General features: G+C 57.5%; 11 protein-coding genes and 1 pseudogene. 3 read left to right on the top strand and 9 right to left on the bottom strand.

What is annotated here, in order from left to right; translation table 11 throughout:
- Positions 1-26: 26 nt before the first annotated feature.
- Together M0974_RS18295 and M0974_RS18290 are read left to right on the top strand one after the other, a co-directional pair.
- Positions 27-1259 (top strand): MFS transporter, encoded by a 1233-nt coding sequence (locus M0974_RS18295; protein WP_297839794.1) that lies wholly within the window; start codon positions 27-29, stop codon positions 1257-1259.
- Positions 1260-1292: 33 nt separating this feature from the next.
- Positions 1293-2477: a M20 aminoacylase family protein gene (locus M0974_RS18290; RefSeq protein ID WP_297839792.1), complete on the top strand. Its 1185-nt coding sequence runs from the start codon at positions 1293-1295 to the stop codon at positions 2475-2477.
- A gap of 132 nt (positions 2478-2609) precedes the next feature.
- Here M0974_RS18290 and araD read toward each other — a convergent pair whose 3' ends face one another.
- From araD to M0974_RS18270, 4 genes and pseudogenes are all read right to left on the bottom strand, one after another.
- Positions 2610-4340, bottom strand: coding sequence for an L-arabinonate dehydratase (gene araD, locus M0974_RS18285; RefSeq protein ID WP_297839789.1), 1731 nt, complete (start codon positions 4338-4340; stop codon positions 2610-2612).
- 323 nt (positions 4341-4663) lie between these two features.
- Positions 4664-4867 carry a hypothetical protein gene (locus M0974_RS18280; RefSeq protein ID WP_297839784.1) on the bottom strand — a complete coding sequence of 68 codons (204 nt, stop codon included), beginning with the start codon at positions 4865-4867 and terminating at the stop codon, positions 4664-4666.
- A gap of 130 nt (positions 4868-4997) precedes the next feature.
- Positions 4998-5405 carry a VOC family protein gene (locus M0974_RS18275; protein ID WP_297839781.1) on the bottom strand — a complete coding sequence of 136 codons (408 nt, stop codon included), beginning with the start codon at positions 5403-5405 and terminating at the stop codon, positions 4998-5000.
- Positions 5406-5434: 29 nt separating this feature from the next.
- Positions 5435-5530, bottom strand: a pseudogene (locus tag M0974_RS18270) (3-oxoacyl-ACP reductase); the annotation flags it as partial.
- Positions 5531-5680: 150 nt separating this feature from the next.
- Between M0974_RS18270 and M0974_RS18265 the strand changes: the two are divergent.
- Positions 5681-6574, top strand: coding sequence for an AraC family transcriptional regulator (locus tag M0974_RS18265; RefSeq protein WP_297839778.1), 894 nt, complete (start codon positions 5681-5683; stop codon positions 6572-6574).
- A gap of 53 nt (positions 6575-6627) precedes the next feature.
- Here the strand turns inward: M0974_RS18265 and M0974_RS18260 are convergent, their stop codons facing one another.
- From M0974_RS18260 to M0974_RS18240, 5 genes are all read right to left on the bottom strand, one after another.
- Complete coding sequence (locus M0974_RS18260; protein ID WP_297839775.1) at positions 6628-6939, bottom strand: cupin domain-containing protein; 312 nt, start codon at positions 6937-6939, stop codon at positions 6628-6630.
- 91 nt (positions 6940-7030) lie between these two features.
- Positions 7031-8104, bottom strand: coding sequence for a low specificity L-threonine aldolase (locus M0974_RS18255; protein WP_297839773.1), 1074 nt, complete (start codon positions 8102-8104; stop codon positions 7031-7033).
- A gap of 12 nt (positions 8105-8116) precedes the next feature.
- Positions 8117-8851 carry an amino acid ABC transporter ATP-binding protein gene (locus tag M0974_RS18250; RefSeq protein WP_297839771.1) on the bottom strand — a complete coding sequence of 245 codons (735 nt, stop codon included), beginning with the start codon at positions 8849-8851 and terminating at the stop codon, positions 8117-8119.
- A gap of 38 nt (positions 8852-8889) precedes the next feature.
- On the bottom strand, positions 8890-9576 hold the full coding sequence (locus tag M0974_RS18245) for an ABC transporter permease subunit (RefSeq protein WP_297839768.1): 687 nt from the start codon (positions 9574-9576) through the stop codon (positions 8890-8892).
- Complete coding sequence (locus tag M0974_RS18240) at positions 9573-10340, bottom strand: amino acid ABC transporter permease (RefSeq protein WP_297839766.1); 768 nt, start codon at positions 10338-10340, stop codon at positions 9573-9575. The genes M0974_RS18245 and M0974_RS18240 overlap by 4 nt, the downstream gene beginning before the upstream one ends.
- Between the last annotated feature and the right edge of the window lie 111 nt (positions 10341-10451).

The raw sequence follows: 10451 nt of genomic DNA, 5'->3' as shown, positions 1-10451 counted from the left end.
CATCGAGTGTTGCACCCCAATCCCGCATGATGCGGCGGGTGGTAATCGCCTCCTCCCTGGGCAATGCCCTGGAGATCTACGACTTCACCGTTTACAGCTTCTTCGCCGTGATCATCGGCAAGCTGTTTTTTCCCGGTGAATCGACAATCGCTTCGCTGTTGATGTCCCTGGCGACTTTTGCCGTCGGCTTTCTGATGCGTCCGTTGGGCGCAGTGCTGATCGGTCGGGTCGCCGACCGGCGCGGACGCAAGACCGCACTGTCGCTGACCATCGGCCTGATGACCGTAGGCACCGGGATCATCGCCTTTACCCCGACCTACTCCAGTATTGGCATCGCCGCGACCTTCCTGCTGGTGTTCGGCCGATTACTGCAAGGCATCTCCGCTGGCGGCGAAGTCGGCACCGCTTCGGCCTTTCTGATGGAATCAGGACGCACAGACACTCGTTGCTTCATGGTCAGTTGGCAAGGCGCCAGCCAAGGTGCAGCGGCGCTAGTCGGCGCATTGACCGGCTTGGTGCTTACTAGCACCTTGAGTGAAGAGGCCCTGCACTCGTGGGGCTGGCGCGTGCCGTTCATCATCGGCCTGTTGATCGGTCCGGTAGGCTGGTACATCCGTCAGCATCTGGACGAAACCCATGCCGACAGCCATAACCCCACACCTCTGAGTGAACTACTGCGCACGCAAGGCCGTACGCTGCTGTTGGGTATTGCGCTGATGGCCAGCTCCACCGTCACCATGTACATGGTGGTTTTCTATATGCCGACCTATCTGGTACAGACGCTGCACTATCCGGGCACGTTCGCCTTCGCCCTAGTCGGCCTGGCCAGTGCGCTGCTGGCGATCACCCCACCATTATCAGCACGCTATGCCGACCGTTTCGCGCGGCGCAAACCCCTGCTGTACTGGACCGTCGGGCTGCCGCTGGTGATGGTCTACCCATCCTTCCTGCTGCTGGGCGGGGGAAGCATTGGCCTGTGCATGCTGGCCATCACCTTGCTGATCATGCCGTTGGCAGTGGGTGTGGGCCCATCCTTGGCGCTGATGATGGAAGCCTTTCCCCGAGAACAACGAGTCACTGGCCTGTCTATTATTTACAGCTTTGGCGTAACCCTGTTTGGCGGCTTCTCCCCGCTGCTGGTGACTTGGCTGATCGGCGTGACCGGCAACCCGTTGACCCCCGCATTTTATTTGATCGCCGCCGTGGCCCTGAGCCTGTTCGCGCTGCGTTCGTACCCTGAATATCCAGGCCGAGCTTGACGCCGGTTCTAGTGCCAAAAAAAGGAATCAACCATGACCAACCTGATTATCAAGCAGCAACTGCAAAACAGCGCCGAACACTTCGCACTGATTCGCCGTGATATCCACAGTTTTCCGGAACTGGGCGGCGACACCCTGCGCACCGCCGCACTGGTCGCTGAAATGCTTGGCAGCTGGGGCTATGAAGTGCATACCGGGGTGGGCGGCAATGGCGTGGTCGGCGTCCTGCGTCGGGGCAATGGCAAACGCAGCCTGGGCATTCGCGCAGACATGGATGCACTGCCGATTCTGGAAAAGAACGGCCTGCCCTGGGCCAGCCAGCATCAAGGGCGCATGCACGCCTGCGGCCACGATGGCCACACCACGACCTTGCTGGCAGCAGCCGAACAGCTCGCACACACTGCGGAGTTCGACGGCACCCTGAACCTGATCTTCCAGCCAGACGAGGAAGGCCTGGCCGGCGCCAAGCTGATGATCGAAGATGACCTGTTCGGCCGTTTCCCATGCGACGCGGTGTACGCCTACCACAACATGCCGGGCCTGCCAGTCGGGCAGGCCGTGGTGCAGGTCGGCGGACTGATGGCCTCCTCCGAGCGGGTCACCATCACCTTGACCGGTCGCGGCGGTCACGGTGCCATGCCTGAACGAGCCATTGATCCAGTGCCTGCACTGGCCTCCATCATCAGCGCCTTACAGACTGTGGTTTCACGCAATCTGGCCGCAGATGAGGCGGCGGTGATCAGTGTCGGCATGGTCCAGGCCGGCAGCGCCTATAACATCATTCCCGAAACAGCCAAATTGATGGTCAGCGTTCGCACTGCGGCCCCAGAGATTCGCGACCGGGTGGAACGTCGCATCCGCGAAATCGTCGAAGGCCAGGCAGCCAGCTTTGGCGTCAAGGTCGATATCGACTACCAATTACTGGCCCCGGTACTGGTCAATAGCGAAGCCGAAACCGAACGCATGCGCGCAACCGCGCAGAAGGTGCTGGGCAGCGAAAACGTGCTGGATAAAATGCCGGTGCGACTGATGGGCAGCGAAGACTTCGCCTGGATGCTCAAGGCCCGGCCCGGCTGTTACTTCATTATGGGCAATGGCTCCGGTGAGTTCACTGGATGCTCAGTGCACAACGACCACTATGACTTCAATGATGAAGTCACCCCGCTGGCGGCGGCTTGCTGGGTGGAGCTGGTTGAGGAGTATCTGTGGAAGGGCTGATGGCCGCTTCGCGAGCACTCCGCCAGGGAGGATGATTATGCTGAGTTGTGTGCCGTTCCTGCGCTTAGACCGGAATCAACACCGCTGTACCGCCACACAGGTGATTGACCCGGTCGAATGACAACGCCCCAATCAGAATATGTCCGGCTCGCCAGCGGTCTCGCCAAATGAAGTCTTGAGAAAATCAAAATCGCAGCCTTCGTTCGCTTGGGTGATGTGTTCGCTGTACATCCAGCCGTAACCGCGACCATACCGTGGGGCGGGAGCAACCCATTCCTCCCGACGGCGCGCCAACTCCTGATCGCTTATTTCGATATTAATCTGACGTGCCGGCACATCCATGCTGATGATGTCGCCATTACGCAGCAGCGCCAGATTGCCACCCACATAAGCTTCGGGTGCTACGTGCAGCACGCAAGCGCCATAACTGGTGCCACTCATGCGTGCATCGGAGATACGTAACATGTCGCGCACGCCTTGCTTCACCAACTTCTGCGGGATGGGCACCATGCCCCATTCAGGCATGCCGGGCCCACCCTTGGGACCCGCGTTACGAAGGACGATGACGTGGTCAGCGGTAATGTCCAAATCCTCGTCATCCAGCGCAGCTTTTAGCGTCGGATAGTCATCGAAGACCATGGCCGGACCACGGTGCACCAGAAATTCTTGACTCATCGCACTCGGCTTGATCACGCAGCCGTCAGGCGCAAGATTGCCACGCAGCACAGCCAGCGCACCCTCGGTATAGATAGGCTTGTCCAAGGGACGAATGACGTCGTCGTTGTAAACCTGAACCCCTTCCAGCGTCTCCCCTAACGTCATGCCGCTGACGGTCTTTTCATCCAGATGAAGGAACGGCTTCAGCCGGCTCATCAGCCCAGGCAGTCCGCCAGCGTAATAGAAGTCTTCCATCAGGTAATGACTGGTGCCGTTGGGGCGAATATTGGCGAGCACTGGGACCTTGCGACTGAGTTCGTCGAAATCTTCAAGACTGATGTCCTGCCCCGCTCGGCGGGCCTGAGCAATCACATGAATAATCGCATTGGTCGAACAGCCAACCGACATGGCCACGGTTATTGCATTCAGGAAAGCATTGCGGGTCTGGATCGCCGATGGACGCAGGTCCTCCACGACCATCTCGACAACGCGACGGCCGGCCTGGGTGCACATCCGCTGATGGGCTGCATCGACCGCCGGAATCGAAGCAGCGCCAGGCATTGTCATGCCCAACGCTTCGGCGATCGAGGTCATAGTACTTGCTGTCCCCATGGTCATGCAGGTGCCGGGGCTACGGGCAATGCCACTTAAAATGTCTTCCCACTCGGTAGAACTGATAATCCCCGCGCGCTTGTCATCCCAATATTTAAAGGCATCGGAGCCGGACCCCAATGTCTTGCCAGCCCAGTTGCCACGTAACATCGGACCAGCAGGAATGAAGATGGTCGGTAGATCGGCGCTGGTGGCTCCCAGTAACATCGCAGGTGTCGTCTTGTCACAGCCGCCCATGAGAATGACCCCATCCACCGGGAAGGCGCGGATCATTTCCTCAACCTCCATCGCCAGCATATTGCGATAGAGCAACGCCGAAGGCTTGATCAGGTTTTCGCCAAGGGAGACGGTTGGTAACTCCAAGGGAAACCCGCCCGCTTGCAACACACCGCGTTTTACCTCCTCCACCCGATGTTTGAAATGCATATGGCAGGGGTTGAAATCCGACCAGTTATTCAGGATGGCAATGACCGGTTTACCTTCCCAGTCCTTTTTGTCATAGCCCATCTGCATAACTCTGGACCGATGATTAAACGTTCGAAAATCTTCATTAGCCAACCAACGTTGGCTACGCATTTTTTTCAAGTCGCTCATGGCGATTTCTCCAGATAAAAACGGGCGCGGCGGTATACGCGCTTCTTGTTATTTAGCGGGGGAACGTGTCAGCCACCGCTACCCAGCCCATTGCGCCCATGCCTTAGCCTACGCGCCCTCTTTATCGATACAGCTTTGGCTAAATGAACTCATGATTCGCCTGTCTTTATTATTATTGGAAGACTAATGCTGCACGCTACTGCCTGAGGCTAACCGCCTGGGTTATTACCCAACTTACGGGATGTGCCTGATGTAACAGAGTGCGAGAGTTCGATACTAGGAGGTATTCGTTTGATTAAAAATCCGAAATATCGGGATTATCCTCATGCGTTCCACTCAGTGGGAATGAGAATAAATACTTGATCGAAATCGATGCCGTCGCAGGCTTCGGCCAGCTTGAACAGCGCATCATCATTTCCATCGATGAGCACCATAAACGTAGATGCCTTCTGATTTCCGGCCGCGCCGGCAACAATGGCGCCATCCAAACCTGACCCGGAACCTACGATCATGATTTTCCACGCCATCAATGTTGTGCTTCTTAGCGCCATGACTCTTTACATCGTCGACTCGATCTATTCGCTGTTTGATTTGGTTCAGGCCGCGTCGATTGATACTTCTGTTTCTGTGTAAGCCTCAACCATTTAACCCTACACATCAGTGACTGCGGGCGTGCTGCCAGTTCTTGTAGACGAACTCAAGGCTGTAGCCATCCGGGTCCAGAACATTGGCGGCGTAATAGTTCGGGTCGTAATGCAGACGTGCGCCAGGGGCGCCATTGTCGACAGCGCCGTTTTCCATGGCAGCAGCGTAGGCTGCGTTGACCTCAGCTTGGCTGCTCGCGACGAAACCCACGTGAACCGACCTCCCCTCTACCACACCCGCGCGCAACCAAAAGAAGATGCGCCCATTGGCGCCGAAGCCCTTGAGGTCGGGGTGGCCAGGAGGGCCGTCCTTGCCGTCGTAATCGTGCCGCGCAGTGATTCCGAGCGGGGTGAGTGCGGCGCTGTAGAAGCGAACCGAACGATTAATATCGCTGACAGAAAGAAAAATATGGTCGAGCATGCAGTGGCCTCGCGGATTTAAATGCCGATTCAAATAATGTAACCGCCCGCCACCTCGATGGTCTGGGCATTGATCCAGCCGCTGTCCTCGGACATCAACGTGGCGATGACCTTACCTACGTCATCGTCTCAAAACTGCGCACGTCAGCGACGTCGATCAGGTAAGCCACCACAATAACCATCGACATCGAAGCGAACGCAGCGGTTTCTACTCGAAACCTGCCTGTTTCTGCTTTCTGCTTGCATAGGGCATCAGCCTGAGGTCAGATGTCCTCCATGAAAACCCAACTGAATGAGCTTAGAGCGCTGGCGGCCCGCGCTGAGAATCGGCGTACCGAAACGGGTATTCCACGCGTGGCCATGGTCCAGGGCAAGATCCCTGAACACCTGTTGGCGGCCGTTTATGACCCGATGATCAACCTGATTTTGCAGGGCAGCAAGTCCATGACGGTCGGCGACCGTATGCTGCAGTATGACCCGGCAACCTATTTCGTCATGTCCATCGAGTTGCCCGCAGTCGGTAATGTGCACCCCGCTTCCACCGGGGAGCCTTACCTGGCGGTGAGCCTGACGCTGGACCCGGCGGTTCTGACGACGTTACTGGCAGACCTGCCTAATCCCACCAGGCACCATGAACAGAACGCAGGCTTCTCGGTAGCCGCCGTCACGCCCGAGCTGATGGATGCCTGGGTGCGCATGCTGCGATTGATGGACCGACCCGATGATATTGCAGCCCTCGCCCCAGTCTACGAACGGGAGATTTTGTACCGGATCCTGCAGGGCCCGCACGGCTGGATGCTTCGTGAAATTGCCGCGACTGATACCGCCATGGCCAGAGTCAGCCGGGCCATCCAGAGGATTCGCCGTGACTTCGCCGAGCCCATTCGAGTGGAGACATTGGCGCAGTATGCGGCGATGAGCGTGTCCGCCTTCCACCGCCACTTCAAAGCTGTCACTACGCTGAGCCCGTTGCAGTATCAAAAGCGTGTTCGATTGCTTCAGGCTCGAACACTGATGGTGACGAACGCCAAGAACGTTACGAGCGCGGCTTTTGAGGTCGGTTATGAAAGCGCTACCCAATTCAGCCGCGATTACGCACGCGTATTTGGCCTGCCCCCGGCAAAGGATGCTGCACGGATTCTAGGCGAGAACATTCGTGCCACTGCATAAAGACCTGTTTATGGTCTGATTCGTTAAACCGGCAGGAGCATGTTCTGCGCTCGTCAAACGCTGCCTTCGTGTTCCACCACCAGCACGCGCGCGGGCCCAATCGGGTGGGCTACGTGCTCAGTGCCCACCGATGCATAAAAGATGTCGCCGGTTTCCAGCATCGTCGAGCGCTGGACGCCGTTTTCCTTGAAGTGCATTTCTACCCGGCCATCCAGCACGGCGAACACTTCTTGACCGTCGTTTACATGCCATTTGTAAGGCTGATCGGTCCAGTGTAAGCGAGTGGTGATGCCGTTCATGTTGGCGATGTCCAGGGCGGCCCAGGCGCGGTCGCCGGTGAAGTCCTTGCTGCGGATGATTTTCATGGGGAGCGGCATTTTCCGGAAAGGAATCAGACGTACAGATTACTGGAGCTCACGCCGTTACGCTGCACCATAGCGTCAGGAATAAAGCCCCCTAGTGAGCCGCCATCACCATGGCCGCGCGAAAGCAATCCACTGCCCATTGAATGTCGCTGTCGTCGATGTGGCGGTGGGTCACGCAACGCAATCGGCTGTTTCCCCACGGACGAACCAGCAATCCGACGCTTTCGAGGTTCCGCGTCCACGCCGCGCTATCACGCCCGGACTGGGAAATATCCACCTGGACGATATTAGTGTCAGGTTGCGAGGCGCTAAACGGCAACCCCAATTGATTGAGCTTGTTGCTCAGCAATCGTGCACGATCATGGTCGTCACTCAAGCGGGTGACCATGTTCTGCACGGCGTATAAACCCGCCGCCGCCATAATCCCAGCCTGGCGCTGAGTACCGCCGAGCATTCGACGCAGACGGCGCGCTTTCTCCATGGTGTCGAAAGGTCCGACCAGCACCGCTCCCACTGGCGCGCTGAGGCCTTTGGACAAGCAGACGGAAACGGTATCAGCATGAGCCGCCACCTTAGCAGCCGAGACTTTCAATGCCACCGCCGCGTTAAACAACCGCGCGCCGTCCAAATGAACCCGCACACCTCGCGCCTCGGACAGTCGATAAACCGCCGCCATATGCCCCAACGAAGGCACGGTGCCGCCCGCGTTATTGTGTGAAGTCTCCATGGTCACCAAGCCCGTTTTAAGCTTGTGCTTGCCACCTTTCAACACCTCTTCAGCCTCGTTCAAGTCCATGGCACCGCGTTGCCCTGGAACACCGAGATAGAACAGCCCGGTGAACGTCGCGCCACCCCGTTCCGAGGTATACATGTGCGCGGTCGACTCCAGCACTACCTGTTCGCTGCGATCGGTCTGTGCCAGCACGGCCAGCAGGTTCGCCATGGTGCAGCTGGGCACGAACAAGCCCTGCTCTTTACCCAGTAACCGGGCAACGGTTTCTTCCAACTCACGCACCGAGGGATCGAAATCGAGTCCATCGTCACCGATCGGCGCGTGGCGCATGCGCTCGTACATCTCCTGTGTCGGCAGAGTAACGGTATCGCTGCGCAGATCGACAGGCATGGCATGACCCGCCCGCACGTCTTGGGAACTCAAAGGAAGCATGATTAACCCCTATCAGTGCTGGAGGATTTTAGAAAGAAACTGGCGGGTACGGTCGGCGCGTTCTTCGACGTTATCGAAGAACTCCGAGGTGACGCAGTCTTCGATAATTTTGCCGCCGTCCATGAAGATCACTCGATCAGCGACGCGACGGGCGAAACCCATTTCGTGGGTCACCACCATCATGGTCATGCCTTCGCTGGCAAGATCGCTCATCACATCCAACACTTCGTTGACCATTTCCGGGTCTAGCGCAGAAGTCGGCTCGTCGAACAACATCACCGTGGGGTCCATAGACAATGCCCGAGCAATCGCGACGCGCTGCTGTTGTCCCCCAGACAGTGTTCCGGGATGCTTATCCTTGTGCGCCAGAAGCCCAACCCGCTCAAGCAATGCATGGGCTTTTTCTTGAGCCTCTTTCAGGCTGCGGTTGAGCACTTTCATCTGACCGAGGCAGAGGTTCTCGGTCACGGTGAGATGCGGAAAAAGTTCGAAATGCTGAAAGACCATGCCTGCAGTTGAGCGAAGCCTTGGCAGGTCGGTCTTAGCATCCCCGACAGAGACGCCGTTGACTAAAACAGTGCCTTTCTGAAAGGGTTCCAGTGCGTTGACTGTCTTGATCAGAGTGGATTTACCAGACCCGGACGGGCCGCACACGACCACCACTTCACCCTTGTTGATGCGCGTGGTGCAGCTGTCCAGTACCTGGAACTCGTTGTACCACTTGCTGACGTTATTGAACTCAATCATCTGGAATGATCCTGCTGGTTTGACACGCAAAGGCACGTTTAGCGAAGGGTGAGGGTTCGTTTTTCGAGCAGCTTGACCAGCCGCGAGGCGGTGAAGCAAATCACCAGGTAAACCAGCGCAACAAACAGGTACAACTCCACCAGACGGCCGTCGCGCTGCCCGATTCTGGCTCCGGCGCCGAGAAAGTCGGTTAGCGACAACACGTACACCAGTGAGGTGTCCTGGAACAAAATGATCACCCGCGTCAGTAACGACGGCAGCATGTTGCGAAAGGCCTGCGGCAAAATGATGCTCTGCATGGTCTGGCGATACGTCAGGCCGATGGCCAACCCGGCGGACATCTGCCCACGCGACACCGACTGAATACCGGCACGCATGATTTCGCAAAAATAGGCCGCCTCGAACAACGTGAAGGTGATGATGGCCGACTTATAGGCGCCTACATTCAAAGGTCGCGAGGACCCGGTGATCCAGGCGCCGATATAAGGCATCAGGAAGTAAAACCAGAAGATCACCAGCAGCAACGGAATGGAACGCATGCTGTTGACGTAAAAACCTGCCGGAATCGACAGCGCGCGATACGGCGACAGGCGCATCATTGCCAGCACCGTCCCAAGCGCCAGGCCCATGGTGGCGGCGGCAAAGGTCAGCACCAAGGTGAACGTCATGCCGGTTCCAAACAGGTACGGAATGGCATGGACGATGGCAGCGAAATCAAAATTCATGATGCGCTCCCGTTCAGTTTGATTTTCGCCTTCCAGCCCATCATTCCTGGCAGTGCAAAACGGCGCTCGATACTGCGCATGATCAGCACCACACAGCCGTTGATGACCAGATAGCCCACCGTCGCGGCAGAGAACGCCTCGAAGATGTGAAAGCTGAACTCCTGCATGGCTCGCGCCTGGCCTGTCAGCTCAAGAAGACCAATGGTCAATGCCACTGAGGAGTACTTGACGATCCCCATGAACTCCGACGTCAGGGGCGGAATCACTATTCGATACGCCTGCGGCAGGATGACGTAGCGATAGACCTGAATCGGTGTCAGGCCCATTGCCGTACCCGACTGCCCCTGCCCTCGCGGTAACGACTGGATACCTGCGCGGATGGTTTCGGCCAATCGCGCGGTACCGTAAGTGCTCAGGCATAGCACGGCGGGCATGAACTGCCCCCATGGCTGGGCCATTTGCTTCATGGCGTCCCCGAGGTGTTTGGGTAGCAGCTCCGGAAGCACGAAATACCAGAGGAACATCTGCACCAGCAGCGGGATATTGCGAAACACCTCCACGTATACCGTGCCGATAAAATGCAGCAATGCCGATGGCGAAGTCCGCATCACCGCCACCAGCGACCCCAGGATCAGTGCGACAAACCCCGCCGTCAGCGAAAGTGCCAATGTCCAGCCGACACCCACAAACAGGTTATGTAAATAGGTGTCCACGCCATTGGAGGAGACGTCCAGAAAGACGCTCCAACTCCAGTCATATTTCATCGACGCGATTACTCGTAGGTGGCTGGATCGGCCGAATCAGTAGGGTTGGCCAACGCCCGCTTGAGCGCGTCGCTCATGGGGTACTTCAGGTTGATGCCACGCGGCGGGATT

The organism is Pseudomonas sp. (genome assembly GCF_026224925.1).
Taxonomy (GTDB): Bacteria; Pseudomonadota; Gammaproteobacteria; order Pseudomonadales; family Pseudomonadaceae; genus Aquipseudomonas.
This window is presented reverse-complemented; position numbering and strand designations above follow the sequence as displayed.

Excerpts from the sequence above, each read along its gene's own strand:
- M0974_RS18280 (WP_297839784.1), bottom strand. The coding sequence starts at position 4,867 with ATGGCGTGGAAAATCATGATCGTAGGTTCCGGGTCAGGTTTGGATGGC.
- M0974_RS18245 (WP_297839768.1), bottom strand. The coding sequence starts at position 9,576 with ATGAATTTTGATTTCGCTGCCATCGTCCATGCCATTCCGTACCTGTTT.
- M0974_RS18265 (WP_297839778.1), top strand. The coding sequence starts at position 5,681 with ATGAAAACCCAACTGAATGAGCTTAGAGCGCTGGCGGCCCGCGCTGAG.
- M0974_RS18295 (WP_297839794.1), top strand. The coding sequence starts at position 27 with ATGATGCGGCGGGTGGTAATCGCCTCCTCCCTGGGCAATGCCCTGGAG.
- M0974_RS18275 (WP_297839781.1), bottom strand. The coding sequence starts at position 5,405 with ATGCTCGACCATATTTTTCTTTCTGTCAGCGATATTAATCGTTCGGTT.
- M0974_RS18250 (WP_297839771.1), bottom strand. The coding sequence starts at position 8,851 with ATGATTGAGTTCAATAACGTCAGCAAGTGGTACAACGAGTTCCAGGTA.
- M0974_RS18255 (WP_297839773.1), bottom strand. The coding sequence starts at position 8,104 with ATGCTTCCTTTGAGTTCCCAAGACGTGCGGGCGGGTCATGCCATGCCT.
- M0974_RS18260 (WP_297839775.1), bottom strand. The coding sequence starts at position 6,939 with ATGAAAATCATCCGCAGCAAGGACTTCACCGGCGACCGCGCCTGGGCC.
- M0974_RS18290 (WP_297839792.1), top strand. The coding sequence starts at position 1,293 with ATGACCAACCTGATTATCAAGCAGCAACTGCAAAACAGCGCCGAACAC.
- araD (WP_297839789.1), bottom strand. The coding sequence starts at position 4,340 with ATGAGCGACTTGAAAAAAATGCGTAGCCAACGTTGGTTGGCTAATGAA.
- M0974_RS18240 (WP_297839766.1), bottom strand. The coding sequence starts at position 10,340 with ATGAAATATGACTGGAGTTGGAGCGTCTTTCTGGACGTCTCCTCCAAT.